Origin of the sequence: Frankia alni ACN14a (assembly GCF_000058485.1) — a bacterium.
Taxonomy (GTDB): Bacteria; Actinomycetota; Actinomycetes; order Frankiales; family Frankiaceae; genus Frankia; species Frankia alni.
Map to the genome: position 1 here is coordinate 1,543,068 of NC_008278.1, position 26,625 is coordinate 1,569,692.

At 73.8% G+C, this 26,625-nt stretch carries 21 protein-coding genes; 12 read left to right on the forward strand and 9 right to left on the reverse strand.

The genetic code is table 11. The features are described 5' to 3' along the window. Window positions 1-73: 73 nt before the first annotated feature. Window positions 74-748, reverse strand: a complete 675-nt coding sequence (locus FRAAL_RS06260) for a TetR/AcrR family transcriptional regulator (RefSeq protein WP_011602629.1) — start codon at window positions 746-748, stop codon at window positions 74-76. A 388-nt stretch (window positions 749-1,136) separates the two neighbouring features. Here FRAAL_RS06260 and FRAAL_RS06265 point away from each other — a divergent pair, with 388 nt between their 5' ends. Continuing rightward, on the forward strand, window positions 1,137-2,693 hold the full coding sequence (locus FRAAL_RS06265) for a glycosyltransferase (protein WP_041938918.1): 1,557 nt from the start codon (window positions 1,137-1,139) through the stop codon (window positions 2,691-2,693). 30 nt (window positions 2,694-2,723) lie between these two features. Here FRAAL_RS06265 and FRAAL_RS06270 read toward each other — a convergent pair whose 3' ends face one another. The 3 genes from FRAAL_RS06270 to FRAAL_RS06280 all read right to left on the reverse strand — a co-directional run bounded on the left by FRAAL_RS06270 (window position 2,724) and on the right by FRAAL_RS06280 (window position 5,397). Next, a complete protein-coding gene (locus FRAAL_RS06270; protein WP_041938919.1) occupies window positions 2,724-3,620 on the reverse strand; it encodes an urease accessory protein UreD in 897 nt (298 codons plus the stop codon). A 152-nt stretch (window positions 3,621-3,772) separates the two neighbouring features. Beyond that, window positions 3,773-4,627 (reverse strand): helix-turn-helix transcriptional regulator, encoded by an 855-nt coding sequence (locus FRAAL_RS06275; RefSeq protein WP_041938920.1) that lies wholly within the window; start codon window positions 4,625-4,627, stop codon window positions 3,773-3,775. Window positions 4,628-4,779: 152 nt separating this feature from the next. Beyond that, on the reverse strand, window positions 4,780-5,397 hold the full coding sequence (locus tag FRAAL_RS06280; RefSeq protein WP_011602634.1) for an urease accessory protein UreF: 618 nt from the start codon (window positions 5,395-5,397) through the stop codon (window positions 4,780-4,782). A gap of 867 nt (window positions 5,398-6,264) precedes the next feature. Between FRAAL_RS06280 and FRAAL_RS06285 the strand changes: the two genes are divergently transcribed. Beyond that, on the forward strand, window positions 6,265-7,299 hold the full coding sequence (locus FRAAL_RS06285) for a phytanoyl-CoA dioxygenase family protein (protein WP_231861535.1): 1,035 nt from the start codon (window positions 6,265-6,267) through the stop codon (window positions 7,297-7,299). Between the two features lie 7 nt (window positions 7,300-7,306). Here FRAAL_RS06285 and FRAAL_RS06290 read toward each other — a convergent pair whose 3' ends face one another. The 3 genes from FRAAL_RS06290 to FRAAL_RS06300 are packed head-to-tail and all read right to left on the reverse strand — an operon-like array spanning window position 7,307 to window position 9,782. Continuing rightward, the gene (locus FRAAL_RS06290; protein ID WP_011602637.1) at window positions 7,307-9,034 is read right to left on the reverse strand and encodes an urease subunit alpha; all 1,728 of its coding nucleotides are present in this window, start codon (window positions 9,032-9,034) and stop codon (window positions 7,307-7,309) included. Further along, on the reverse strand, window positions 9,031-9,483 hold the full coding sequence (locus FRAAL_RS06295) for an urease subunit beta (protein WP_011602638.1): 453 nt from the start codon (window positions 9,481-9,483) through the stop codon (window positions 9,031-9,033). Before FRAAL_RS06295 ends, FRAAL_RS06290 begins: the two co-directional genes overlap by 4 nt. Next, window positions 9,480-9,782: an urease subunit gamma gene (locus FRAAL_RS06300; RefSeq protein ID WP_011602639.1), complete on the reverse strand. Its 303-nt coding sequence runs from the start codon at window positions 9,780-9,782 to the stop codon at window positions 9,480-9,482. Before FRAAL_RS06300 ends, FRAAL_RS06295 begins: the two co-directional genes overlap by 4 nt. Before the next feature lie 406 nt (window positions 9,783-10,188). On the opposite strand from FRAAL_RS06300, the gene FRAAL_RS06305 reads away from it, so the two are divergent. The 5 genes from FRAAL_RS06305 to FRAAL_RS06325 all read left to right on the forward strand — a co-directional run bounded on the left by FRAAL_RS06305 (window position 10,189) and on the right by FRAAL_RS06325 (window position 16,012). Continuing rightward, window positions 10,189-11,232: an ABC transporter substrate-binding protein gene (locus FRAAL_RS06305; RefSeq protein WP_011602640.1), complete on the forward strand. Its 1,044-nt coding sequence runs from the start codon at window positions 10,189-10,191 to the stop codon at window positions 11,230-11,232. After that, window positions 11,229-12,113, forward strand: coding sequence for an ABC transporter ATP-binding protein (locus FRAAL_RS06310; protein WP_041938922.1), 885 nt, complete (start codon window positions 11,229-11,231; stop codon window positions 12,111-12,113). Before FRAAL_RS06305 ends, FRAAL_RS06310 begins: the two co-directional genes overlap by 4 nt. After that, window positions 12,110-13,024 carry an ABC transporter permease gene (locus tag FRAAL_RS06315; RefSeq protein ID WP_011602642.1) on the forward strand — a complete coding sequence of 305 codons (915 nt, stop codon included), beginning with the start codon at window positions 12,110-12,112 and terminating at the stop codon, window positions 13,022-13,024. Before FRAAL_RS06310 ends, FRAAL_RS06315 begins: the two co-directional genes overlap by 4 nt. Next, a complete protein-coding gene (locus FRAAL_RS06320; protein ID WP_157891999.1) occupies window positions 13,021-13,923 on the forward strand; it encodes an ABC transporter permease in 903 nt (300 codons plus the stop codon). The genes FRAAL_RS06315 and FRAAL_RS06320 overlap by 4 nt, the downstream gene beginning before the upstream one ends. 388 nt (window positions 13,924-14,311) lie before the next feature. Further along, window positions 14,312-16,012, forward strand: coding sequence for an adenine deaminase C-terminal domain-containing protein (locus FRAAL_RS06325; RefSeq protein WP_041940228.1), 1,701 nt, complete (start codon window positions 14,312-14,314; stop codon window positions 16,010-16,012). A gap of 107 nt (window positions 16,013-16,119) precedes the next feature. On the opposite strand, the gene FRAAL_RS06330 is transcribed toward FRAAL_RS06325, so the two are convergent. Both FRAAL_RS06330 and FRAAL_RS06335 read right to left on the reverse strand, forming a co-directional pair. Further along, window positions 16,120-17,331: an ATP-binding protein gene (locus FRAAL_RS06330; protein WP_063822599.1), complete on the reverse strand. Its 1,212-nt coding sequence runs from the start codon at window positions 17,329-17,331 to the stop codon at window positions 16,120-16,122. Window positions 17,332-17,563: 232 nt separating this feature from the next. Continuing rightward, a complete protein-coding gene (locus FRAAL_RS06335; RefSeq protein ID WP_011602646.1) occupies window positions 17,564-18,715 on the reverse strand; it encodes a Rieske 2Fe-2S domain-containing protein in 1,152 nt (383 codons plus the stop codon). Between the two features lie 587 nt (window positions 18,716-19,302). Between FRAAL_RS06335 and FRAAL_RS06340 the strand changes: the two genes are divergently transcribed. From FRAAL_RS06340 to FRAAL_RS06360, 5 genes are all read left to right on the forward strand, one after another. Continuing rightward, window positions 19,303-20,229 carry an FAD binding domain-containing protein gene (locus FRAAL_RS06340; protein WP_050997024.1) on the forward strand — a complete coding sequence of 309 codons (927 nt, stop codon included), beginning with the start codon at window positions 19,303-19,305 and terminating at the stop codon, window positions 20,227-20,229. Beyond that, window positions 20,226-20,927 (forward strand): (2Fe-2S)-binding protein, encoded by a 702-nt coding sequence (locus FRAAL_RS06345; protein ID WP_063822601.1) that lies wholly within the window; start codon window positions 20,226-20,228, stop codon window positions 20,925-20,927. The genes FRAAL_RS06340 and FRAAL_RS06345 overlap by 4 nt, the downstream gene beginning before the upstream one ends. Then, window positions 20,917-23,349 carry a xanthine dehydrogenase subunit D gene (pucD, locus tag FRAAL_RS06350; protein WP_011602649.1) on the forward strand — a complete coding sequence of 811 codons (2,433 nt, stop codon included), beginning with the start codon at window positions 20,917-20,919 and terminating at the stop codon, window positions 23,347-23,349. Before FRAAL_RS06345 ends, pucD begins: the two co-directional genes overlap by 11 nt. Further along, complete coding sequence (gene allB, locus FRAAL_RS06355) at window positions 23,346-24,716, forward strand: allantoinase AllB (RefSeq protein ID WP_011602650.1); 1,371 nt, start codon at window positions 23,346-23,348, stop codon at window positions 24,714-24,716. Before pucD ends, allB begins: the two co-directional genes overlap by 4 nt. A 276-nt stretch (window positions 24,717-24,992) precedes the next feature. Next, window positions 24,993-26,543, forward strand: a complete 1,551-nt coding sequence (locus FRAAL_RS06360; protein ID WP_041940230.1) for an allantoicase — start codon at window positions 24,993-24,995, stop codon at window positions 26,541-26,543. Window positions 26,544-26,625: the final 82 nt, after the last annotated feature.

The window sequence follows — 26,625 nt, forward strand, 5'->3', positions numbered from 1 at the left end:
CTCGCCCTTCCAGAGGGTTCCCCGTCCGTTTGGTCCCTCCGGAAAGGCAGGCCTGGCGAGCAGATCGGTGTGGCTAGTGGGCGTGGCGGGGTCCGGCGGCGCTGTCGACGCTGACCGGCGGCTGCTCGGCGAGGTCGCCGCCCCGGCCCAGCCCACGCAGCAGCCGGTCGAGCACGATGCCGATCTCGATGCGGGCGGTGTCCGGATCGGCCGCGCCCGCCGTGTAGATGCTCGCCTCCGACAGCAGGGCGGCGACCAGCCTGGTCAGCGGGCCGACGGGGAGCGGATCGATGCGCTCCTCGGCCATCGCCCGTTCCAGCCATTCGGACAGCAGCCGGTAGCCGTGCCGCTCGACGAGGGCGTCCCACGCCTGGTTGCCGAGGACGGCGGGACCGTCGATCAGCACGATGCGCTGGAAGTCGCTGTCCGCGGTGGAGATGTCGAGCAGGGACTGGAACCCCTGGCGCAGCTGCGTCCAGGCGTCGCTGGGCAGCTCGGCGTCGCGCGCGAGCTCGCCCGCGACGAGCTGCTCGGCCACCTCGGTGGCGACCTGCTCCATCACGGTGCGGAACAGTTCGGCCTTGTCGCGGAAGTGGTGGTACAACGCGCCGCGGGTGACCTGGGCGTCGGCGACGATCTCCTCGGTTCCCGTGGCGGCGAAGCCCTGCTCGGCGAACCGGCGGCGGGCTGCCGAGATCAGGGCCTGACGGGTGTCAGCCGTCTGCTCGGTACGACGGCTTCTGGTCACCCCCTGATTATGGTGCAGTCGGCGCCTTCGGAGGTGGCTCTGCCGAGCCAGGATCGTCCGGAGCGCCCGAGGCCCCGTTCGGCGGGGGTACACACAGGACGATGTGATGGCACCGCGGAATTAACCCCGGTCGTCCCGGGCGGCGCGGGGTGGGAGCACCCGGATGGTCGACGGGCCGGGCCCGACTGCGTCCGCAGGGCACCGGGTGCTCCATGGCGGATGGGCATCGTTCCTGCTCAGCGGCTCTTTTCCGGGGTGCGTCCGGGGGCCGGCACCGGCGGCGGGGCCGTCGCGATCGCGGCGGACCTGCCGGGGGCGGAAAGTTCTTAACACACAATTACCGCGCTCGTCCGACGTCCGTACGACGCACGTGGCAGCATCACTCTCTGTGACTGTGCTGCAGTGGATAGCCCTCGCCTCCTTGCTCGCCTGGTTGTATCTGGCCGTCGGTCATGGTTTCTTCTGGCGCACCGACCAACGGCTCCCCGCGCGGCAGGCGCCGCCGTCGTGGCCCAGCGTAGCGATCATCATCCCGGCGCGGGACGAGGCCGACGTGCTGCCCGTGACCCTCCCGACCCTGCTCGCCCAGGACTATCCCGGTCCGGTCCGCCTGATCCTCGTCGACGACGGCTCCACCGACGGGACCACGGAGGTCGCCCGAGCCCTCGCGGAGCAGGCCGCGCGTAACGGGCACACGGGCGTCACCGCCGCGGTCACCGCCTCCACGGAGCCCCCACCCGGGTGGACCGGCAAGCTGTGGGCCCTGCGCCGCGGCGTCGACTGCGCCGGCGACGCCGAGTTCCTGCTGCTCACCGACGCCGACATCGCCCACGACCCGGGCTCGCTGACCAGCCTGGTGGCCTCCGCGCGCACGCATGGGCTGGACATGGTTTCGCAGATGGCCGTGCTGCGGGCCGAGACCGTCTGGGAACGGGTCATCGTGCCGGCGTTCGTCTACTTCTTCGCGATGCTGTATCCGTTCCGCTGGTCGAACCGCCCGCGTTCGCGGGTGGCGGCCGCCGCCGGGGGTTGTTCGCTGGTCCGCCGGGAGGCCCTCCTGGCGGCCGGTGGGCTCGCCGAGGTCCGCGGGGCGGTCATCGACGACGTCGCGATCGCCCGGATCATCAAGCGCTCCGGCGGACGGACCTGGCTGGGGCTCGCCGAGCAGGTCCACAGTCGGCGCCCGTACCCGCGGCTGGCGGACCTGTGGAAGATGGTGTCCCGCAGCGCCTACGCCCAGCTTCGGCACTCGCCGCTGCTGCTGCTCGGCACCGTGCTCGGGATGTCGCTCGTCTTCGTCGTCCCCGTGGTCGCCACCATCGCGGGCCTCGCGGCCGGCGACGGCACGACCGCGATCCTCGGCGCCGTCGCCTGGGTGATCATGACCTTGTCGTACGTGCCGATGATCCGGTACTACCGCCAGCCGGTTCCCGCCGCCCTGCTGCTGCCCGGCGTCGCCGTGCTCTACCTCGGGATGACGCTGGACTCGGCGCGGCTCAAGTGGGCCGGCCGCGGCGCCGCCTGGAAGGGCCGCACCTACGACGATCACGGGACACCGTCGGCCGAGCGGCACTCGTCGGCCGCGACGACGCCGGCCACGGCGCCTTCCGTCCCGGCGCCTTCCGAGTCGGTGCCGTCCGAGTCGGTGCCTTCCGCCGTCGCCCAGCCCACCGCTACGGTGGCCCCGTCCGAGGCGAGTCCGGCCGGGGCCGGTCCGGTGGCCGCCGCGGCATCCGCCGGCCCAGGGGTGGTGACGATCCCGGCGGCTGCCGGCCCGGTCGAGCCGCCGCATGACCCGTGGAACGACGGCTTCTCCCGCCCCAGCCCCAGGCCCGGGCGGACCGACGCGCCGCGCCGCGAGGACGCCGCACGCGCAGTGCCCGCGTCCGGCCGGGCTCAGTCCCAAGCCCGGGCGGACGACCGTCAGCCCGGCGCCGGACGCTGACCCAGCCCTGCGCCGGAGGCCGACGGCGCCTCATCCCGTGGGGTCGGCCAGTGCTGTCAGCCGGCGGCGCAGGGTGACGGCATCGTCGGCCAACGCCGACACCAGGTAGCCCGGACCGGTCAGGGGCAGCCGGGCCACCCCCTCGGCAACGGCGGCGTCGGGTCCGGCCCCGGCCCATGCGGGGGCCACGACGAGCAGCGAGCCGACCGCGCGGGCACCGCCCAACTGGGCCGGACCCCGCAGCCCGGGCACCTGTGGCCCGAGCAGCAGCTCCTGGCGCAGCAGGGGCACCCATCCGAACGGCCCACCCGCCAGGTCGGCACCTGGACCCTCGGCACCGCCCGCCACATCGACGCGCAGCGTGCTGAGGATGGACCCGCCGGGCTCGCCGAACCGTCCGAGCAGGATCTCCTCACGCAGCCGCAGCCGAGCCGTCGCGGCCAACCGGACATCCGTGCTGATCTGGTGATCGGCCCCGTCGGCAACCACGGTCGGTTCCGGACCGAGGTCGAGTTCACCGCCGTCCGCGACCTCCGCAGTGACGGTCAGCCGGGACGGTCCGGGGCCGCGACCTGGCAGCGCGACGGTCGCGGCCACCGAGCGCAGGACCAGGCGCACCCCGCCCCCGACGGAGATGTCCAGCCGCAGGTCGTCGCCGGCCAGCGGACCAGCGGCCCCGTTGACCAGGTGGACCGTCATCGTCGGCAGCGGCCCCGGGTCCGCGCGTGCCCCGGCGCCCGCGCGCGCCCCGGTCCGAACGGGTGACACGCCGGTCATGCGCAGGACGATCGGCACGTCCGAGCGCAGCTCGGCGAGTCGGGGAGCGCCCTGCGGTCCCCGCTCCACCCGCACCGAGGCGTGCGCCCGGACAGCCGTACGGCCCGTCCGGGGCCTGGCTGGCGACGCGGCGTCGGTGGTCGTGGGCATCGGGTGCAGCTCCTCGCGGCCAGGTGCCGGCCGGGCGACGGGTGTCCCGGCCAGGCGGGGCCGCGGGGCCGGGTCAGTGTGATCGGTCTGTGTGATCGGGTTTGTGGGAGCGGGGTAGCGGAGCGGGGGCGGGGGCGGGGGAGTGCCCGCGATTATCCGGAGACGGCGCGCAGAGCGCCGGGGCGGCGGCCGGTGAGTCGGTCGAGTGCGGCCGCGGTCGCCTCGTCTGCTGGCAGGAGGACGAGAAGACACTGTTCGTCGTCGGCCGGTAGATCGAGCCGTTCGAAGGCCAGCCGCAGTTCGCCGACTTCGGGGTGGACCAGGCTGGTGATCCCGTTTGCCGGCGGCAGGCCCGTCAGCCTCGTCACCCGCTCGGTGAACGCCGCCCCGGCGGTGCGGGTCAGCTCGTCGGCGAGGGCCGCGACGAAGGGGTCCACCCGGAACGGGCCCTGTTTGAGCGCGGCCACCTGGGAGTCGGCCGCCTGGTCCCAGTCCGGCAGGGCTGCTCGGGCCCGGTCGTCGGTGAGGACAAAGCGGGCCAGGTTCGGCAGTTGGTCGTCGAGTAGTCCGATCGGACCAGCGATCCGGGCGTATCCCTCGGTGTGAGCCAGGATGTCGGTGAGCCGGTTGAGGAGCACGGCCGGACCCGGCTCGAGCCCGTCCAGCAGCCGCTGCACGGTCGGACGCACCGTCCGGCCGGGTGGTATCCCCGCCATGCAGGTAAAGCCCCCGTCAGCCGCCTTGACCAGGCGTTGCAGGTGAACCCGCTCGTTCGCGGTCAGCCGGAGGGCCTCGGCGAGGACGCCCAGCACGGCCATGGACGGCCGGCGGTCGCGGCCCTGCTCCAATCGGGTCACATACTCGACGCTCACCCCGGCGAGCGCGGCGACCTCCGAGCGGCGCAGCCCACGGGCGCGACGCCGGGGCCCGCTGGGCAGCCCCACGTCGGCGGGCGTGAGGGCCTCCCGACGGACCCGCAGGAACAGCCCCAGCTCGTTGTCGCCCACGGGGGGACCGTAACAGCCCACCCAGCACGGATCATGGCCCTGCGGCTACCAGTCTTCGGCCGGTGCGGCCCACCCTCCCGGATCCGCAGCGGCGCGAGCGGCGGCCTTCCTACGACCGAGCGGTGACGACCCGTCGACAGATTCGTGGCCTTCTAGGAGGTGAACATCCGCAGCGCTGCGAGCCGGTGCTGCTCGGCCAGCAGGTCCAGGCGGACGCCGGTGAGCGCCGGAAGCTCCCGCGGGGGCAGGGCGGCCGCCTCCTCGCCCGCACGGGCGGTCGCCTCCACGTCGTCGGCGAGGCCGGCCAGCACCCCGGTGACGGCCAGCGGGTCCAGCCCGATCAGGCGGGTCGCGGCCGTCGCCGGCCCGGTGACCGTGGTGTGTGCCGCGGCGAGGGCCGCGTCTGCGGGCAGCAGCCCCGCGCCGGCGGCCACCATGCCCAGCGCGATCGGGTGGTGCGGAGCACGAGGACCGGCGGGCACCGGCCACGCGGCCCGGCCGGCGCGCAGCAGGGTACGGCCCTGCGCCCGGCTGGCCGCTCGCTGTGCCGGGGCGGGCGTGCGGGCGTCGAGCTCGGCGTCGAGTTCGGCGACGTCGGTCCGGCCGGTCGCGATGGCGTGGCAGGTGGCCGCGGCGAAGGCGGCGGCGACCAGGCCGGCGGTGTGCAGCCGGCCGAGCAGGAACGCCGCCAGGTCGGTCAGGCTCGCCAGGCTGCCGTCGGTGACCGCGGCCTCCACCCCGCCCGAATGGGCGTGCCCCCCGGTCGGCATGCGGCCGTCCGCGAGCACCAACAACGTTGCCCGTCGCCCGGACCGCCCGATCGAACCACGCCCGTCCCCGTCGCCGTGGCCCGGCTGGTCGGTGTGGTGACGCTGGCCGCCGCCGAGGAGGGCGCCCCTGTCGTCACCGGACTTCACCACGCCCACTTCACCAGGTTTTCCTGCTCGGTGGCCGTCTTCGGCCAGGTGGCACCCTCCGTCATCCGGCCGACAAACCGGTCACGCCGCCCGTCTACCTGTGGAAGAGTTCGCGACCGGTGGCCGTTGTCCGGCCCGGCCGGGCGGCATGGCGGCACTCGTGCTGACTGGCCGCGCGCCGCGCCGGCCCCGCCTGCCGGGCGAGGCCTGCCACCGGAGGCGACGACTGTGAAGAACCGGGACGAGGGACGAGATGTCATTGCGGTCGACAGGGCGCGGACCGCGGGTCCGCCTGACCGGGCTGCTGGTGGCGGCGGTGGCGCTGGCACCCGTGCTCACCTCCTGCAGCGATGATCGCCCGCCGAAACCCCGTTGCCAAACGGGCTACCAGGCTGACTGGGACGACGACGACCACGAGTGGGAATGCGAGCGCAAGGGCTCCCACTCGTCGCACAGCACCCGTCACCGTACCCGCACCCGACACTAGACGAGCAGGTCCGTAGGCCGGCCGACTGTCAGCCAGGCGTCCTGGCCGTGCCGGCGGATGACCGTGTCGGCGGATGACCGTGTCGGCGGATGGCCGTGCGCAGGGCCCGGCATCCGCCGGATTGCTGCTGGTCAGCAACGGCGCCGAAACCCGCTCGCCGTAGCGTGATGAACCGACTGGTCCGGTCGGGGGCCACCCGGGCCGGTGGGGACGTCGAGGGTGGAGGAACGACCATGGGCAGCCCGACTTTCGTCCCGGCCCCGGCGGGCGTGACCTGCGGGGCGCCGTCGATGCCAGCGGTGGCCGAGGTCGGGGTGTTTGCCGTGGACCCGACCCTGCCGGACCCGCTGGCCGCGCCGGCGCTGGCCGGCCTCGACGACTTCTACCACCGCCATGGCTTCGTCGTGCTCCGCGGCCTGCACTCCGCCGAGTTCCTCGACCGGGTCGAGCGGGAGTGCGGCGCGGCGCAGCAGGCCGTCCTCGCCGGGACCGTGTCGGAGCGCTACGGCTCCACGCAGTACCTGGACGCCCGTCACCTGGACCGAGCGGGCCTGGATCGGGCAGGCCAGCCAGAGGGTGCGGCGGACCCGTCCGGAGGGGCCTCGAACGGAACGGCCCCCGCCACTGCCAAGATCAAGGCCGGCGTCGAAGCGTATGTGAACTACGTCGAGCACGTCGAGGAGCTCGCCCCGGCCGTCCGGGCGGTGGCGACCCATCCGCTCATGGTCGCCCTGCTGCGTCGCCTGCTCGGCGCGGACGTGTGGATGAGCCCCAGCGAGAACGCCGGCGTGGTCTACCAGGACGCCCGGCCCGGCCGCGAGTCCGGCTACAGCCGGATCGGCTGGCACTCGGACTGGCAGGCGATGCCGAGCCTCGACGTGTGGCCCGGCTGCGCGTTCACCCTCCACGTGGACGCGACCAGTCCGGCCAACGGCTTCCTGCGGGTGGTGCCGGGATCCCACCGCTGGGCCACGCCGGCCCCCTACCGCAACATCAACAACGTCGCCGTGCCGGCGGACGCCCGCCCGAGCGGGGGATACACCGACGCCGAGCCGCCCTACGAGATGCCGCTGGGATTCGAGAAGGTCCCGGGGGAGATCGCCGTCTACGCCGAGCGCGGCGACCTGCTGCTGCACGACGCCTACCTGTGGCACTCGGCGGCCCGCGCGACGGAGAACGCCACGACCCGCCGGCATGTGCGGGCCGGCTACTACAGCGGCGACCCGGCCTCCTACCGCGACCAGTTCATCAAGAACGCCGCTCGCTGACCCGCCGTCAGAACAGGAAGTACCGCTGGGCCATCGGCAGCTCGCGCACCGGGTCGGCCTCGACGGCCTCGCCGTCGATCGAGACCGTGAACGTGTCCGGGTCGACGCGGATGTCCGGCGTCGCGGTGTTCTCCGGCAGGTCGGCCTTGCCGCGCCGGCGCACGTCCTCCACCGGAACCACGGGCGTGGCCAGGCCCAGCCGCTCGGGCAACCCGTCGGAGATCGCGGCGGGCGAGACGAAGGTCAGCGACGAGGCGGCGGCCGGACCCCGCGCGGCCCCCCACATCGGGCGGGGCAGCACCGGCTGCGGGGTGGGGATGGAGGCGTTGGCGTCGCCCATGGCCGCCCAGGCGACGAACCCACCCTTGAGTACCAGCGACGGCCGCACCCCGAAGAACGCGGGATCGTAGACCACCAGGTCCGCGAGCTTGCCGGGCTCGACCGAGCCGATCTGCGCGTCCAGCCCGTGCGCCACCGCCGGGCAGATCGTGTACTTGGCGACGTACCGCCGGGCCCGCGCGTTGTCGGCCGGGCCGTCCCCCGGCAGGGCCCCACGGCGCCGCTTCATCACGTGCGCCGTCTGCCAGGTGCGCAGCACGACCTCGCCGATCCGGCCCATCGCCTGCGAGTCCGAACCGATCATCGAGATGGCGCCGAGGTCGTGCAGGATGTCCTCGGCGGCGATCGTCGACGGCCGGATCCGGCTCTCGGCGAAGGCCAGGTCCTCGGGCACGCTCGGGTTGAGATGGTGGCAGACCATCAGCATGTCGAGGTGTTCGTCGAGGGTGTTGACGGTGTGCGGGCGGGTCGGGTTCGTCGACGACGGCAGCACGTTGGCGGCGGCCGCGACGGTGATGATGTCCGGGGCGTGGCCGCCGCCGGCGCCCTCGGTGTGGTAGGCGTGGATGGCCCGGCCGGCGATGGCGGCGAGGGTGTCCTCGACGAAGCCGGCCTCGTTGAGCGTGTCCGAGTGCAGCGCCACCTGGACGCCGGCGGCGTCGGCGACGCGCAGGCAGGCGTCGATCGCGGCGGGCGTCGTGCCCCAGTCCTCGTGCAGCTTGAACCCGGCGGCGCCGGCCCGGAGCTGTTCCCACATCGACTCGTCGTTGACCGTGTTGCCCTTGCCGAGCAGGACGATGTTCACCGGCCAGTCGTCCATCGCGGACAGCATCCGCGCGAGGTTCCACGAGCCCGGCGTCACGGTGGTCGCCTTCGTGCCCTCGGCCGGGCCGGTGCCGCCGCCGATGAGGGTCGTGATCCCGGCCCCGAGGGCCTCGGGGACCTGCTGCGGGCAGATCAGGTGCACGTGGCAGTCGACCGCGCCCGCGGTGAGGATCTTCCCGTTCCCGGCGATGATCTCGGTGCCGGGCCCGATGACCAGGTCGGGGTGGACGCCGTCCATCGTGTCCGGGTTGCCGGCCTTGCCGAGGGCGACGATCCGCCCGTCGCGGATGCCGACGTCCGCCTTGATCACGCCCCAGTGGTCGAGGACGACGGCGCCGGTGATGACGAGATCGGGCGCGCCCTGCGCGCGGGTCGCCCGCGACTGGCCCATGGACTCGCGGATGACCTTGCCACCGCCGAAGACCGCCTCGTCGCCGCTGCCGGCGAGCCCCGGACCGCGGCTGCGGTCCTCGGTCACCTCGATGAACAGGTCGGTGTCGGCGAGGCGGATGCGGTCGCCGACCGTCGGTCCATAGAGCGACGCGTAGCGGGATCGGTCCAGGCGGCTCATGAGCCCTCTCCGAGATAGCCCGGCAGGTCGCCGGTCGCGCCCGTCGTGCCTGGCGTCGCTGCGGGACTGTCGCCGACGACCGCACCCCCGGCGCGGACCGCACCCCCGGCGCGGACCGCACCCCCGGCGCGGACCGCGCGCCCGTCGAGCGGGCCGGCCGACTCCGGGCGCAGGCCGGGCACGATGCGGGCCCCGGTCAGCGGGACGAGGTCGACCTCGCGTTCCACCCCGGGCTCGAAGCGGACCGCGGTGCCGGCGGGCACCGCCAGCCGGTGCCCCCAGGCGAGGTCGCGATCGAAGTCGAGCGCCGGGTTGGCCGCGGCGAAATGGTAGTGCGATCCGACCTGCACCGGACGATCGCCGGTGTTGCGGACCAGTACCGTCCGCACGGGCCGCCCCGGGTTGATCTCGACGGGGTCCTCGCCCGGCAGGATCTCGCCGGGAATCACGCGATCGGCTGGTGCACGGTGACCAGCTTGGTGCCGTCCGGGAACGTCGCCTCGACCTGGACCTCGGCGAGCATCTCCGGCACCCCCTCCATGACGTCGTCCCGGGTGAGCACGCCGCGCCCGGCGGTCATCAGGTCGGCGACGCTGCGGCCGTCGCGGGCGCCCTCCAGCAGGAACGAGGTGAGGAGGGCGGTCGCCTCAGGATGGTTCAGCCGCAGCCCGCGGGCGCGTCGTTCCCGGGCGAGTCCGGCCGCCACATGGATGAGCAGCCGTTCCTGTTCATGGGGGCTCAGCAGCACGAACGCGAAGCCTAGCAGGCGCGGCCAATGATGCCGGCGTCGCCGCGGCCCGGACGGCCGGTCGGCGCGCGAGTTCCGCGGCACTCCGCACGTTCGTCTTTCGGCCGTCGCCCGATGTCGGGCAGGTGAACGTTGAACCGCTTTCGGGGCATCCAGGTTTCGGTGACGTTTCGGTCGACGGGAATCCCGGGGGCGGTGGTGGAGCGCGACCGGCCTGGCGGCCAGAATGGAGTTACTGGCAATTCACACAGGTGCGATGAGACGGATACGCCTCCTTCCTAGCGTCCGGGAGACCGCTCGGGCAGGTCGGATCGACCGGCCGACGGGGTGTGCCCGGGACGAGTGTGATGGGGGTTTGGTGACAACAGGTCTGGATCGGCGGGGTTTTCTCCGCCGGGGCGTGGGAGTGACCGCGGGAGCGACTCTGCTCACCGCCGGCGGGGGCGGCCTGCTCGCCGCGTGCGGCAGCGACGACAGCGACGCCAGCGACGACTCGGGCTCGGGCGGCTCCGGCGCCGCGTCGTTCGGGACGCTCGCCGTCCGCCTGTCGTGGATCAAGAATGCGGAGTTTGCCGGGGAGTACGTCGCCGACCAGCGCGGTTACTACAAGGCGGCCGGATTCTCCGGCGTCAACCTGATCGCGGGTGGCCCGTCGGCGACGCCGCAGGACACCGACGTCGCCACGGGTAAGGCCTTCATCGGAATCTCCTCCCCGGACATCACCGGGACCGCGATCGCCCAGGGCGCCCCCCTGAAGATCATCGGGGCGCAGTACCAGAAGAACCCGTTCGCCATCCTGTCCATGGCCAAGAGCCCCCTCAGGACGCCTCAGGACATGGTCGGCAAGAAGATCGGCGTGCAGGCGACCAACGAGTCGGTCTGGTCGGCGTTCCTGAAGGCCAACAAGCTCGACCCTTCGTCCATCACGAAGGTGCCCGTGGAGTTCGACCCGCTGCCGCTGACCACCGGAACGGTCGACGGTTGGTTCGCGTTCGTGACGAACGAGCCGAACCTGCTGCGGGTCAAGGGTTTCGACGTCACCACCTTCCTGCTGGCCGACCACAACTATCCGCTCGTCTCGGAGACCTTCATGGTCACCGACGAGTCGATCGCGAAGAACCGCGACAAGGTGAAGGCGGCGCTGACCGCCGAGATCCGCGGCTGGAAGGACGCCACCTCCGACGCCGCGCTCGGTGCCAAGCTCGCCGCCACCGTCTACGGCAAGGATCTCGGCCTGGACGAGAAGGAACAGGGCCTGGAGAGCGCCGACCAGAACAAGCTCATCCTCACCGAGGAGACGAAGAAGAACGGGCTGTTCACACTCACCGACACGCTGGTCGAGGAGAACATCGCCACCCTCAAGCTCGCCGGCGTCGACATCACTGCCGACAAGCTGTTCGACCTGTCCATCATCCGAGAGCTGTACAAGGAGAAGCCGGAACTCATATGAGCGCAGCCGCCACGTCCATGCCAGAGCCGGCCCCGGGACCGTCGGCTCCCTCCGCTGCTGTTCCTGGTTCCGGCGTGAGCGTGGTGGGCCTGCGCAAGGAGTTCCGCCTCGGCCGTTCGTCGATTCTGGCCCTCGACGACGTCAACCTCGCCACCGAGGAGGGCTCGTTCCTGACGCTCATCGGGCCGTCGGGCTGCGGGAAGTCGACGGTGCTGCGCATCCTCGCCGATCTCGACGCGCCCAGCGCCGGTGAGGTGCTGGTGCACGGGGAGCCTCCGGCGACCGCCCGACGTGGCCATCACCTCGGCATCGCCTTCCAGGACGCGGCGCTGCTGCCGTGGCGCTCGGTCGAGGCCAACATCCGGCTGCCGCTGGAGGTCGCCGGGGTGAAGGCGAACCGGGCGGTGATCGCGGACCTGATCCGGCTGGTGGGGCTCACCGGCTTCGAGAAGGCCCGCCCGGCGCAGCTCTCCGGCGGGATGCGCCAGCGGGTCGCGATCGCGCGCGCCCTCGTCGTCGAGCCCCGCATCCTGCTGCTCGACGAGCCGTTCGGCGCCCTCGACGACATGACCCGCCAACGGCTGAACTTCGAGCTGCTGCGGATCTGGGGCGAACGGGCCACGACGACCCTGCTCGTGACCCACTCCATCCCCGAGGCGGTGATCCTCTCCGACACCGTCGCGGTGATGAGCGCCCGACCGGGCCGCATCTCCTCGCTCGTCGACATCGACCTGCCCCGACCGCGCACCCCGGAGATGCTGCGCTCGGCGCGGTTCCACGAGCTGCACGACGAGCTGTCGGCGCTGCTGTTCTCCGGCGGCGAGACGGCGTCGGCCTCGGCGGGGACGCCGGCGGCCGACCCCGCCCGGAGCGGCGCATGACGACCCTGCAGGACGCCGCCTTCGGCGCCACCGGCGGTGGTCCGGGCCGGCCACCCGGGGGGCCGGGGGGATCCTCCGGCCCGAGTGGGTCGGGCGGGTCGGACGGTCGCGGCACGGGACGCCGCCGCGGCGGGGCCGGGACGGGCGCCGACCTGCCGGCCTGGATCGGTGGCGCGGCCGGGATCGTCGGGCTCCTCGCGCTGTGGTGGGTGCTCGCGGTCACCGTCCTGGACAACGGCGGGGTGGTGCCCACCCCGTGGGAGGTCGTGCGGGCGCTGTGGGATGACCACCGGCTCATGTGGACGTCGGTGACCTCGACGGTCCAGATCGCGGCGAAGGGCTGGCTGATCGGCAACGGCCTGGCCATCGGCCTCGCCGTGGTGTTCTTCGGCGTGCCGGTGGTGGAGCGGGTGCTGCTGCAGATCGGCGTGGCGTCCTACTGCCTGCCGATCATCGCGATCGGCCCGATCCTCACCACCGTGTTCGACGGCAGCACCCCGCAGATCGCCCTGGCCGGCATCTCCGTGTTCTTCACGACGATGGTCGGCACCCTGCTCGGCCTGCGGGCCGCGGACCCGGCGAGCCTCGACGTGGTGCGGGCCAGCGGGGGCGGCGCCTGGAAGCAGATGCGGTACATCCGGTTGCGGGCCGCCCTGCCGAGCACCTTCGCCGGGCTGCAGATCGCCGCGCCGGCGGCCGTCCTCGGCGCGATCATCGGCGAGTTCCTCGGCGCCGACCGGGGGCTCGGCGTGGCCATGGTCCACTCCCAGCAGGCCCTGGAGGTCCCGCGGACGTGGGCGCTGGCCGTGGTCGCCTCCGCGGTCGCCGGACTGGGCTACGCGCTGACCGCGCTCGTCGCCCGCCTGCTCACCCCGTGGGCACCGCGCGGGAACCCGGGAGGCGGGCTGTGACGGCCGGCGCCCCGCCGGCGACCGCCGCGGCACCGGCCACGGGCGGCTCCGCGCCTTCGGCTTCGGCGGCGGCCGCGGGGCATGGCACGCACGTGCTGCTCACGGCGATCCTGCTGCGGGTCGGGCGCACGCTGCTGTCCGTCGTCGCGTCGGCCGCCGTGATCGTCGGTCTGTGGTACGCGTTCATCGCCGTGTTCGACCTCAACCCGCTGGTCGCCAAGGATCCGCAGGCGGTGTGGACGTACCTGTTCACGGCCGACAAGGCCGCCGAGAGCCGGCGGGCGATCCTCGACGGGCTGTGGCACACCCTCGGCGACGCCGGGGTCGGGTACGCGGCGGGCACCGTTGCCGCGATCGTCGTCGCCGTGACCTTCGTGCTGTTCCGCTCGGTGGAACGGGCGCTGATGCCGGTGGCGATGATGCTGCGGTCGGTGCCGCTCGTGGCGATGATCCCGCTGCTCACCCTGATCTTCGGGCGGGGTCTGACCGCGGTCGGGGTCATCGCCGGGATCATCGTGTTCTTCCCGTCGCTGGTCAACCTGGTCTTCGGACTGAGGTCCGGCCCGCCGGCCGCCGCCGACCTGGTCCTCGCCTACGGGGGTGGTCCCGCGACCGTGCTGCGCAAGGTCGCGCTGCCCAGCGCCCTGCCGGCGCTGTTCGTCTCCGCGCGCATCGCCGTCCCGGGCGCGGTCATCGGTGCGCTGCTCGCCGAGTGGCTGGCGACCGGCGAGTGGCTCGGCTACTACATGCAACGCGCGCAGCAGACGTTCAACTACGGCGGGGTGTGGGCCTCGGTGGTCGTGATCACGGTGGCGAGCATCGCGCTGTACGCCGTCGTCGGCTTCGTCGAGGCGATCGTCCTGGCGCGGTACGGGCCGAACTCGGGTCGTGGCAGGTAGCGATGACTGTGATGCCCGCAATGGTGCCGTCGATCGCACCCGCCGCCTCGTCCGGACGGGCCATCCTGGGGCGGTCGGCTCTCTGCCGTGCACGTCGTCGCCCCCCGGCCTGCCCTCCCGCGGCGTATCTCGCGATTCCCCTGCGATATAACAAAAATCGGCGCGAATTACGCGATGTTCCCGGGCGGCCGCCTTCCCTGCCTGCCGTCTTCGGATGTAGATGCGCCGCCGGCGCCGGCCGGCGGACGAAGGGCTGCCTTTGAACGTCGAATGCACCAGCCTCGGACCCCGGCTGATGGCGGCGCACGGCCGGGTGGTCCGGCCGACGCGGATGGTTTCCGCCGGTTCGGCCACATACCCGCGGGCGCCAGCCCGCACGGAGTCGCCCGTGGTGATCCCCCGCCTGGACCGGCACGAACCCGCGCCGGAACCGGCCGGTCCGATCGGGCGCCTCCCGGTGACCGGCGCGGACCGGTTGCCCCCCTCGGCCGCCGAGCTGGCCCGCCTGCGCCGGGTCGCCGACGGCGAGGAGGACGCCGACCTGATCGTGCGGGGCGGCCTGGTCGTCGTCGTGCACGACGGCACGGTGGTCAGCCGCGACATCCTCATCGTCGGGCGGTACATCGCCGCCGTGACCAGGCCCGGAATGCTCAGCGGCCGGCGCTCTCTCGACGCCGCCGGCCGTTACGTCGTACCCGCCTACGTCGACGCCGGGCTGCGGGTCGAGGAGACACTGCTCAGCGCGGGCGAGCTGGCCCGTCTGCTCATCCCGCGCGGGACGGTGACGCTGCTGAGCGACCCGGCGGCGCTGCTCGCGCTCGGCGGGGCCCGGGGCTCGGAGCTCGCCACGGGCTCCGCGACGCCGCTGCGGGTACTGCTCCGTTCGGGCGGTGTCCTGCCTGCCGACGCCGACCTGACGCTTGCCGCGTCGCCCCCGCCCATCGCACCGGTCACCGGTCCCGGGGCGATCCCTCCCACCTCGCCCACCACCACCTCGGTGGTCGAGGTGAGCCCGGCACCGCCGGGGGCCGGGGTGAGCGGCCTGTCCGCGCTGGGTGCGGGGCCGGTGGCGGACGCCGCCGGACTGCGCTGGGCGCTGGACTACCCGAGCCCGGCGAGGTACCGCACGGTCACCGAACTCGCCACCCACGGCCATCTCGACCACGACGTGCGGCTCGCCGTCGGCCAGGGCATGGGGCCCATCGACGCCATCCGGCATGCCACCCTGCTCCCGGCCCGGTCGTACGGCCTGGACTCGGCGTTGGGCTCCATCGCCCCCGCCCGGCTGGCCGACCTGCAGGTGGTGACCACGCTCGCCGGCACCGCCCCGCCCGACGTGGTGGTGGCGGGCGGCCGGATCGCCGCAGAGCATGGCCGCCCACTGTTCGACAACCACGATGTGGCGCCGGCCTGGGCCGTCGGCCGGATCCGGCTGCCGGCGAACCTGCATGCCGGCTCCTTCGCCGGCCCCGGGCTGAGCCGGGCGGGCCGGCAGGACGTCAGCGTCGCGGCGGTGAGCATCGACGTGCCCCGCGAGCCGGCCGCCCATCCGGTTGCGGGCGGGTCCGGACGCAGCCCCCTGGGCGGTGCGGGGCCCGAGCCGGTGACGACGACGGCCCGTCGGCACGGCGTGCGCACGGTGCGGGTGCAGCCGACGGTGCACGGCGGGTACGCCGTCGCCGATCCCACCCGCGACCTGCACAAGGTCGCGGTCTTCGAGCGCGACGGCGGCGGCGCACCGATCGACGTCGGGCTGATCCGCGGCTGCGGGCTCACCCGCGGCGCGCTCGGGGTGTCGACGCTCCACGCGCCCGGCCACGTGGTCGTGGTCGGCGCCCGCGACGACGACATGTTGACCGCCGCTCGAGCGGTCGAGGGCATGGGTGGCGGGTTCGTCGTGGTGGACCAGGGCTGGGTGCGGGCGGCCTGCCCGCTGCCGTTGCTGGGCCTGATGAGCGATGCCCCGTGGGAGGCGGTGCTCGGCGAGCTCGCCGCCGTCGACACCGCCGCGGCCGATCTCGGCTGCCGGCTGCCGTTCCCGCTTCGGACCCTGGCGACCCTCGGCCGGCTGCTCTACACCCGCCCCTGATATCCCCGACGCCTCGTGCCCGCGTGGTCGCGTGGTCGCCGGCCACCGATCCCGACCGGCTCTCCCCTGGGATCTGTCGCCGGACGGGTGAGGTGCCTCGGTTTCCGTCAGCCCCCGTCAGCCGCCCGCGGCCGGTGGGGCAGGGCGGGACCCCCACCGGGGATGGCCCATCCAGGCGGTGCGGGTGACAGCGGCGATGCTGGTGGGGGCGGCGCGGGCGGCGCCGGTGTCGTCGGATGGCCGACGGCGGTCTGGGCCCGGACGTGCGCCGCGCACTCGCGCAGGTCGCGGTGCACCTGATCGGTCAGATGCCAGGTGCGGCCCGCGCTGTCACCCCCCACCTGGACCAGACCGGCGTGGAGCAGGCGGATGAGGTGGGCGCGTGCCTGCGAACGATCCACGCCCAGCAGGGTGGCCGCCTGCGCCGTGCGTAGCCGCGGAGTCTGCCGTAGCGCGGTGATGAGCTGAAGGTCGGCTCGACCCAACGGCCGGCCGAGCCGCTCGCGGGCCGCGACGTACCGGGCGAAGGCCAGGTCCGCGGGGACGGCGGGCAGGGTGGCGACGATCGTCCGTTCGGCCGGATGATCGAAGTGGGGAGCCGCGAGACCGTGCCGGAGCTGGTCGGCGACGGCGCGGCTGATCCCGTGCCCCGTGCGCTGGGCGATCCCGGCCCGCCGGAAGGCGTCGGCGAGCAGGGGGTTGCGCGGGCGGGGCGGCCCCGCGAGCGCGGCCGCGGGTGGCCCTCCGGCGCCCGGCGCCACGGGATTGGTGATCTCGATGCGATCGTCCGCCCATCGCACGTGGACGGCGCCGGGAACCTCATAGTCCCGATGGGTCAGCGCGTTGGTGATCAGCTCCCGGAACGCCTGCTCCGAAAAGGCGGGAACGTGTACCCGCAGGAGTTCGAACCGGATCACCTGCTCGGTGTTGCGGGCGCGGAAGCGGGCGAGCAGCTCCTCGGCGAGCCGGAACAGCGGCCAGTGAAAGAAGTCGTTCACCACCGCCGTGTCGGCCCGCAGGACCTGCATCGCCGCCTCGTGCCAGGGCAGGAACCAGCGGATCGCCTCCGGCCGGCCGAACAGCAACAGGGCCTCGGGCAGCAGGACCGGCTCCGAGCTGTCTGCCGTCGACGTCGACGGAGCGCCCGGGCGGGCCACCCCGAGGGCGGCGGCCAGCTCAAGGTCCGCCAGCCCGGCGAGGCCGACGTCGGCGCGTGATCCTGAGGCGCTCACCAGCCGGCGGAACCGCTCGAATTCGCGGGGATCGAGATCCGCCCATCCAGGGTCGACGATCGGCCGCGCCCGATCATGCTCCGTCATTGGTTGGCAGGTCGGCTGCCGTGTACGAGATGAAGAAGTCCCAGTGAAGTGCCACTGTCTCGGGCCCCGGCTCCGGGCAAGTCCACGATTGACAGCATGCCAGATCGCGCCGTCGTATCGGGCTGAAACTGACTCGTCCGGGGACAGTGCTTTGGACTGTCGTTTCGCCGGGCCGCCGGATGCGACTCCGTCGGCCGGCTCGGTCACCCGCCTTCTTCGCTCGCCTTCTTCGCTAACGGATCGGTGTGTGCCGGAACTCGGTGCGGCGGGCGGTGGTGCGGGGCCGGTCCCGGCCGTCGGAGGGTTGCCCGGAGCCGCTCGTCGGCAGCCGGGCCGCCCGCTCGACGAGGGAGGCCAGCGACCGACGCAGTGCGACTCCCGCGGCGTCGGCCCGGACACTCACCTCCTCGGTGAGGTCGGCATCGTCGCCCCGCAGCGGTTCGCCTCCCGGCGGGTCGCCGAGCAGGGGCAGGCCGTCGAGGTCGAAACGCTCCTGCAGTGCGAGGTCCTCGTCGAGCACCGCCTGTTCGAAGCGGGCGGCCTCGGCCATCAGCGCGGCGTCCCCGCCCAGGTCGTCGCGCAGCAGCCTCGTGTAGATCCGGGTGGATCCGGCGTCCTCCGGTTGCAGGCAGAACTGGATCGTGTTGATCATCCCGGCGTCGGGGTAGTCCAGGCGCAGGCGCAGCATGAACGGTGGCCGGTACACGTAGGTCGACCAGCGGCGCTGAACGAGCGGATGCTCGCCGGTGGCGACCTTGGGGTCCTCCGGGTTGGCGACCCGCTGTTCCATCTGCACGACGAATCCGTCGCCGTCCGGTGTCACCCGGTAGGGCGCGACCACGGTGGCCTCGCCGGCGCCGATCGTGCCGGCGTGCACGAACGGGAAGTGCGCCGTGTCCAGGAAGTTGTCGGCGAGCAGGCCGGCGCAGGCGGAGGACCGCGACGGCTCGAGCCAGACCGAGTCGAAACCCGGCTCGTCCGCCTCGGGGATCTCGATCAGGTCGGTGAACGGTTCCTCCGGCGCGATCCAGATCAGGCCGTGCCGCTCCACCACACCCCACGGTGGGGCGGCCCTGGCCCGTCTGGGGGGCGGCACCCCGGGGCCCAGGGCGGGAACCGCGGTGCACTCGCCGGAGGCGACAAAGCGCCAGCCGTGATAGCCGCAGACGAGCTCGCGCGCATCGACCCGGCCGGCCGACAGCGGGGCGAGCCGGTGCGGGCACCGGTCGGCGAACGCCGCCAGGCCATCGTCCAGGCGGGCGAGGACCCACGGTTCACCCAGCAGCCGGACCGTCACCGGCTCGTCGGCGACCTCCTCGGAGCGCGCCACCGGATGCCAGCCGTGGCGCAGTGCGGTGGTGGTGTTCTTCAGACGACGTGACATGCCCACCTCGCTCGCGTGCCGCCGGCGGCGATCGGGCCGCCGGCCCGGTGCGGTGTCCGGACGACCTCGCGATCTGGCCGGAGCCGTTACCGGGCGGACCATCCTTTCCAGGAGGCCATCCTCCCGGTCGGACCCTCATGACACGCGAGGACGGAGGAGAACCGCGCGTTCCGGCCACAGAGGGGACAAAGGTCCCATTTAAGGAGGGAAACGGCTCGGTATCTCGACTCGACATCGTGCATGTAACACTCGGTGAGGGAGTGCTGGCCGGCCGGTGAGGGTTCGGGCCGGCCGGATGCGGCGACTGTCCCCGGTGGGGCTGGTGCAACGGCCCCCGGCCCGGTCGGGGTGGCCTCACGGAGCGTCCGCATGGTCGAACATCATTGTAACTTTTCGCCTCTAGGGTCGGTTTCCATGCACCGTTCGTCCGCCTGCCCCGCCGCCCCCGGGCGTGCCCGCCGATCCCGCCCGTCCGGCCCCCCCGGATTCTCCGCCGCGGGCCCGAGGGGGCGAGTGCGGTCCAGGACTCTCCTGGCGCGGTCCTGGCGGTCGGGTTCCGGTCGGCGTCGGTTCCGGCGGAAGTGGGCATGGTGATGACCGGGGGAACGACGTCCGCGATGTTCCGGCCACGCACCGTCGGTGAGGCGGTGGAGATGCTCGCCGCCGCGCACGACTCCGGTGCCGCGGTGGCGCTGCTGGGCGGCGGCACCGATCTGGTCCCGGCACTGCGCTCCGGGGAGCGGGCCGCGGAGGTGGTCGTCGCGCTGCGCCGGGTGCTCGAACTGCGGGTACGCGGTGCCGGGGCGGACAGTCTGACCGTCGGCGCGGGGGTGACCTACACGGACCTGGCGGGCTGGTCGCTCTCGCCCGGCCTGGCGCGGGCTGCCCGGGTCGTCGGCTCCGTCCAGATCCGCAACACCGGCACGGTCGGCGGTGCGCTGGGGTCGGCGCGGCCCGCCGGCGACCTGCTCACCTTCCTGACGGCCGCCGACGCCGAGGTGCTCACCACCTCGCCCCGAGGAGCGGACCGGCTGCCGTTGCCACGCTTCCTCGCCGACGGGTTGGCCCCCGACGCCCTCGTCACGGCGGTCCGACTGGCTCGTCCGGGCGGCCCGCAGGTCTACCTCAAGATCGGTGATCGGCAGGCCGCGTATCCCGCGGTCGTCTCGTGCGCTGTGCTCGTGGACCGGGTCCGCCACCGGCTGACGTGCGCGATCGGGGGAGTGGGTCTGCTGCCGGCCCGGATGGGGGCGGCCGAGAGCTACGCAGGCGACGAGGTCGACTGGTCGACCGGGACGGTGTCCCCGGCGGCGGCCCGGCGTTTCGGCGACCTGGTCGTCGAGGCGGCTGCCCGGATCACTCCCGCCCTGCCCGTGGGCCCTCGTGGCTCCGCGGAGTACCGCTGGCACGCGGCCGGGGTGCTCGCCGGCCGGGCGCTCGCCCGCTGCCTGCACGTGACCACACCCCCGGCGACCGGCCCCGCCGGGGACCCCGCCACCGGGGGGATGTCGTGACCGCCGCGTCCGCGGACGGCCCCGACCCGTGGGCGGACGGGGTGAGCGCTGCCGGCGGTGAGGCAGACCGTGCCGGCGGTGGGGCAGATCGTGTCGGCGGTGGGGCAAGGGATGCCGGCGATGGGGAGGTCGGCGGTGGGGATGGCGGGGCGGACGGCGGCGAGAACTACCGGCTGAACGTCGACGGTTTCCTGCGCACGGTGAACGGTGCGCGGATCGGCGATTCGCTGCTCACCGTGTTGCGGGACACCCTTGGGGTGACGGCGGTGAAGGACGCGTGCGAACAGGGTCGGTGTGGGGCCTGCTCGGTGCTGCTGGACGGCCGGCTCGCGGCGTCCTGCACGGTGCTCGCCGCGGACGCCGACGGCACCCGGGTGGTCACCGTCGCCGGGTTGGGCGGTGTGGGGCTGGCCCGGGCGATCCGGGCGATGTTCCTGGCCGAGGGGGCGGTGCAGTGTGGCTTCTGCACCCCGGGCTTCGTGGTCGCGGTGACGGATCTGCTTACCCGCCATCCGGACGCCGACGAGCAGGAAATCCGCGAGGCGCTGGCCGGCAACATCTGCCGGTGCACCGGCTATGGCCGCATCCTCGCCGCCGTGCGGGCGGTCCAGGCTGAGCGCGGCGTCCTCCGCTCGGGGGATGCTGACGCGCCTGAGGGGATCCACCGTCGTCTGGATGGGGGTGCGGATGGGGGGTGAGGTCGTGCGAGGTGGGATCGGGCGGGCGGTGCATCGCCCGGACGGACCAGACAAGGCGAGCGGAACATTCCGGTACGCCGGCGACCTGCGGATGCCGTCGATGCTGCACGCGCGCACGCTGCGCTCGCCGCATCCACGGGCCCGCCTCGGGCGCGTCGACGCCGCGGCGGCCCGCCGCCTGCCCGGGGTGGCCGCCGTGGTCACGGCCGCCGACGTCCCGGGCGTGGCCACCTACGGGCTGATCGTCGCCGACCAGCCGGTCTTCGCCGCGACGGAGGTGCGCTACGCCGGGGAGCCGGTCGCCGCCGTGGCCGCGGTCGACGCCGCGACCGCCCGCCGCGCGCTCGCCGCGATCGAGGTGGACTACGAGCCGCTGCCCCCCTCGACCGACCCGGATCGGGTGCTGGCCGCGGACGCGGAAGCCCTGCATCCTGCCGGCAACCTGTTCCGCGAGATCGACATCCGGCACGGCGAGCCCGGGGTTGACGGTCCCGTCGTCGTCGAGGACCGCTATGTGGTCGGCATGCAGGACCAGGCGTTCCTGGCACCGGAGGCGGCCCTGGTCGTCCCGGCGGCCGACGGCGGGGTGGACCTGCACGTCGCGACCCAGTGGCTGCACTCGGACCGCGAGCAGCTCGCCGCCTGTCTGGGCATCCCGGAGAACCTCGTCCGCCTCACCCTGGCGGGCGTGGGGGGTGCGTTCGGGGGGCGCGAGGACGTCACCCTCCAGATCCACGGCGCGTTGCTGGCCCGGGCGGCGGGCGCGCCGGTGCGGATCGCCTACGACCGGGTCGAGTCCTTCCTCGGTCATCCGCACCGCCATCCCGCCCGGATGTGGTTCCGCCACACCGCGACCGCCGACGGCGAGCTGGTCAGCGTCCAGGCCAACGTGGTTCTCGACGGCGGTGCCTACGCGTCGTCCTCCCCCGCGGTGCTCGCGAACGCGGTCACCCACGCCGCCGGCCCCTACCGGGTTCCGCATGCGCGGCTGCGCGGGGTGGCCGTGCGGACCAACAACCCGCCCTGCGGGGCCATGCGGGGTTTCGGCGTGCCACAGGTGACCATCGGCCACGAGGCCCAGATGGACCGGTTGGCGGACGCGCTCGGCATGGACCCCGTCGAGCTGCGGATCCGCAACGCCGTCCGACCGGGGGATGTCCTGCCGACGGGGCAGGTGCTCGGCGCCCCGCTGCCGGCGCGTGAGCTCATCCAGCTCGTCGCCGCCCGTCCGCTGCCCCCGGCGCCGCCGGCCGCGGACGTCACCGGCCTCGCCCTGCCCGGCGGTCTGCCCGCCGCCGCGGAGCCGGGCCGGGTGCGCCGCGGCGTCGGCTACGCCCTGGCCTACAAGAACCTCCTCTTCTCGGAGGGCATGGACGACTCGTCGGCCGCTCGCGTTCGGCTGGACCTGACCGACGACGGCACGCCGCGTGTCCGCGTGCACAGCGCCTGCGCCGAGGTCGGCCAGGGCTTCGTCACCATCGCCGGCCAGATCGCCCGCACCGAGCTCGGTGTCGAACAGGTCGTCCTCGCCCCCGCGGACACCGCGGTCGGCAGCGCCGGCTCCACCAGTGCCTCCCGCCAGACCTGGATGAGCGGCGGCGCGGTGCGCGGTGCCTGTCTCGCGGTCGCCGACCGGCTGCTCGCCCGGGTCGCACGGGCCGCCGACCTGCCGGCCGAGGTCGTCGAGGCCCCCCGGCGCACTCTGCGGATCGCCGCCGGACAGATCGTCGGCGTGGAGGCCGGGCTGCGCATCGACATCGCCGACGCCCTGGCCGAAGGTCCGATCGAGGCCGACTACACCTTCCACCACCGGCGGACGACCGCGCTGGACGCCGAGGGCCAGGGAGATCCGCACGTGGCGTTCGCCGGCGCGGCCCACCGGGCGGTCGTCGACGTGGACATCGATCTCGGCCTGGTCCGGGTCGTGTCGATGGCCCTGGCCCAGGACTGCGGCACCGTGCTCAACCCCCTGTCCCTGCGTGGGCAGGTCGAGGGGGGCACCGCCCAGGGGCTGGGCCTCGCGTTGATGGAGGAGCTGGTCACCGTCGACGGGGTGGTGGTCAACCCGACCTTCCACGACTATCTTCTGCCGACCACCGCGGACGTCCCCGACCTGGACTTCGTCGCCGTCACCGAGCCGCAGCCCGAGGCGCCCTACGGGGTCAAGGGCGTCGGGGAGGCGCCGACCTGCACCGCCACCCCCGCGATCGTCGCCGCGATCCGGGCGGCGGTCGGGCGGGACCTGCGGCGGGTCCCGGTGCGCCCCCAGGACCTCGTCGACCTCCCGACCCGCCCCGACGTCCCGACCCGCCCCGACGTCCCGACCCGCCCCGACGTCCCGATCGGCGTCGACATCTTGATCCGCCCCGACGTCCCGACCGACGCCGGCGTCGACCCGGCTGGAGGTGCTTCGACGGCATGAGTGAGTACCCCCCAGGCGCGCCGGCGCGCCTGCCGGAGCGGCCGCAGGTGCTGCGATCCAGTCGGGTAGTCCTGCCCGACGGCGAGCGGCCGGCGGCGGTACACCTCGCCGACGGCCGGATCGCCGCGATCACCGAGCCCACCGAGGTGCCGGCGGACGTCCAGGTCACCGACCTCGGCGACCTGGCGTTGCTACCCGGTGTGGTCGACAGCCATGTGCACGTCAACGAGCCGGGTCGGACGGAGTGGGAGGGCTTCGCGACCGCGACCCGCGCCGCGGCGGCGGGCGGCGTCACCACGATCATCGACATGCCGTTGAACGCGATTCCGCCGACGACCTCGCTGGCGGCGCTGGCGATCAAGCGGGCGGTGGCCGAGGGGCAGATCGCCGTCGACGTCGGGTTCTGGGGCGGCATCATCGGTGCCGACACCCGCAGTCTCGCCGATCTGGCCGCCCTGCACGACGCCGGCGTCTTCGGCTTCAAGGCTTTTCTGGCCCCGTCGGGGGTCGAGGAGTTCCCGCACGTCTCGATGGAGGTGCTGGCTGCCGCCGCCCGGCACACCGCCCGGATGGGCGCCCTGACCGTCGTGCACGCCGAGTCGCCCGCCGTCCTCGCGGCGGCGCCGCCGGTCGCCGGGCGGGCCTTCGCGAGCTGGCTGGCCTCCCGGCCCGCGGCGGCGGAGACGCAGGCGGTGGCGGGGCTGGCGGCGCTGTCCGCGGCGACGGGCGCGCGGCTGCACGTGCTGCACCTGTCCGCCGTCGAGGCGCTCGACGAAATCCTCGCCGCCCGCGCGGAGGGGCTTGCGCTGACCGCCGAGACCTGCCCGCACTACCTGACATTCACAGCGGAGGAGGTCCCCGAAGGGGCCACGGTGTTCAAGTGCGCCCCGCCCATCCGGGGCAGATCGAACCTGGACCGGTTGTGGGACGCGATGCCGGCGGGATTGCTCACCGGGATTGTCAGCGACCACTCGCCGTCGACGCCGGAGGTCAAGCACATCGACAGCGGCGACTTCGCGGCCGCCTGGGGCGGCATCGCGTCCGTGCAGATCGGGCTACCCGCGGTGTGGACCCAGGCCCGCGCCCGCGGGCACACCCTCGCCGAGGTGGTCGCCTGGATGTGCGCGGGGCCAGCCGACCTCGCCGGGCTGCGCGGCAAGGGCCGGCTCGCCGTCGGTGCGGACGCCGACCTCGTCGTCTTCGACCCGGATGCGTCGTTCCTGGTCGAGCCGTCCATGCTGCGGCATCGCCACCCGCTCACCCCCTACGCTGGACGCAGCCTCGACGGAGTCGTCCGGGCAACCTATCTGCGGGGGGTGCGTGCGGACGGTGACCGCCCGCCGCGGGGACGCCTGCTGGCACGGTGAGGTTGCCACCTCACCCGATCGGGCCAGGACCCCTCCTGCCTGCCGGGGCCCGGGTCCATGGCTGGCGCGGATGGGCCCCCACGTCCGGCCGTGCGATGCCGACCCGGACCAGCCGCAGGCGTCGTCGGGACGTACCCTTTGCGTCCCGCAAACGTGCCGACCCAGCCTGCCCGCACCGGAGCGCCACCGAGCCCGGTGGCGACCCGGCGGCCGCCCGACCAGCGGCGCAGCAGCCGGTTGCCGCAGGTGACACCGCTCGACCGAGAGAAGGATCCGATGAGTGACGAGCCCGACCTGACCAATCTCGTCGACCTGGCGGCAGCCCGTTCCGGCGGCACGGTCGTGGCCGTCAACGACGAGTTCTTCGCGTTCGCGGAGCGGATGTTGCTGCCCGAGCCGCCGGTCGTGCGCCCCGGCGTGTTCACCGAACGGGGCCAGTGGACCGACGGCTGGGAGACCCGCCGCCGCCGCGATCTGCCGGGGGCCGACTGGGCCATCGTCCGTCTCGGCGCGCCCGGGATCGCCCACGCGATCACCGTCGACACCACCCACTTCACCGGCAACGCACCGGAGGCCGTCGAGATCCACGGCGCGACGGTCGCCGGGTACCCGTCCGCCGCGGAGGTCGCCGATGACGCCGTCGACTGGGTGGAGCTGGTCCCGCGCACGCCGATCACCGCCGACGCGGTCAACGTGCTTCCCGTGGCGGAGGCGGGCCGGCTGCGCATCACCCACCTGCGGCTGACCATCCATCCGGACGGCGGAGTCGCCCGGCTGCGCGTGCATGGCACGGTCGTGCCAGATCCGCGCCTGCTCGACCGGGTCACCTCCGATCTTGCCGCCGCCTACCTGGGCGGGGTGGTGGTGGCCGCCAGCGACATGCACTACGGCGACCGGCACAACCTCAACGCCTCCGGCGACGCCCGGGCGATGGGAGAGGGCTGGGAGACCCGGCGCCGCCGTGGCACCGGGCACGACTGGGCGGCGGTCCGCCTGACGACGCAGGGTCTGATCGTGCGGGCCGAGGTCGACACCCGCCACTTCCGCGGCAACGCCCCCCGGGCCGTCGAGCTGTGGGCGGCGGACTACCCGGACCTGCTCGACCCGGATGACATCGACGCCATCACCGAGTGGGTACCGCTGCTGCCGCGCACGCGGGTGCAGCCCAACACCCGGCACCTGTTCGACCTGGAGGTGCCCGTCCAGGCCACCCATGTTCGCGTCGACGCGATCCCCGACGGGGGCCTGGCCCGGCTGCGGCTCACCGGCGTCCCGACGGCCACCGGGCGCGAGGCACTGGCCATGCGCTGGTTCGACGCACTCTCCCCTGACGCGGCCCGCGAGGAGCTGCTGGCCTGCTGCGAGTCCGAAGACTGGGCCGAGGCGGTGGTGGCCCGCCGCCCGTTCGGCACCCTGGCCGCTCTGCTTCCCGCCGCCGAGCAGGAATGGTGGCGGTTGCCGGAATCGGCCTGGTTCGAGGCGTTCACCGCGCATCCCCGGATCGGGGAGCGCCCGACCGGCATCCCCGCGCCACCGACGACGTCACGCGCATCGGTGGTCTCCCTCGACGCCCCCCGGCGGGAGCAGGCGGCGATGGACGAGGCCCCCGAGGCGATCAAGGCGGCGTTCGTCTCCGGCAACGCCGCCTACGAGGAGCGCTTCGGCTACATCTTCCTGGTCCGCGCGGCGGGACGCGGCGCCGAGGAGATGCTCGCCCTGCTGCAGGAGCGGATGGCCCACGAGCCCGACGAGGAGCTGCGCATCGCCGCCGGCCAGCAGGCGGAGATCACCGCCCTGCGGATCCGGCACCTGATCACCGGAGCGTAGCCCGCCGGCGGTGACGACGGACGACGATCGGGGCCCGGCCGGCCGAAGGGCGGCCGGGTTGGCGAAGGCGCGGGTTGGCGAA